Source organism: Streptomyces sp. SID12501 (assembly GCF_010550245.1).
GTDB lineage: Bacteria > Actinomycetota > Actinomycetes > Streptomycetales > Streptomycetaceae > Streptomyces.
This window is the reverse complement of the sequence record NZ_JAAGLU010000915.1, coordinates 1-405: the sequence shown is the minus strand read 5'-3', so window position 1 is coordinate 405 and position 405 is coordinate 1. Positions and strand designations below refer to the sequence as shown.

Annotated in this window: 1 pseudogene; it reads left to right on the top strand. The window is 76.8% G+C overall.

The window, feature by feature from the left end:
* Positions 1 to 405, top strand: a pseudogene (locus tag G3I71_RS49120) (hypothetical protein); the annotation flags it as partial.

The window sequence follows — 405 nt, the reverse complement described above, 5'->3', positions numbered from 1 at the left end:
TCGAGGACGACGAGGACGCGCCGCTGCTGATCGAGGCGCTGCACAGCGCGCGGCCCGAGCCGCCCGCGAAGAAGCGCCGCTCGCTGCTCGGCCGGCGTCGCGCGGACGACGTCCCCGACCCCGACGACCGGCGCCTCGACGAGTACGAGGGCGACGAGGCGTTCGAGCGTGCCGCCCAGGTCCACCACGAGGACCTCGACGACGTCGACGACGTCCCCGACGTGGTCGAGACGCGGCGCATGCCGCCCGCGGCCCCCACCGCGCCGACCGCGGTCGTCACGCCCGAGCTCACCGCCCCGGCCCCGACCGGCGTGCCCCGCGGCGAGCAGCCGATGCTCGAGGGCGACGTCGTCTACCTGCTGCCGCACGAGGACGCGCTCGCCAAGGGGGCGCCCCACAAGGTGC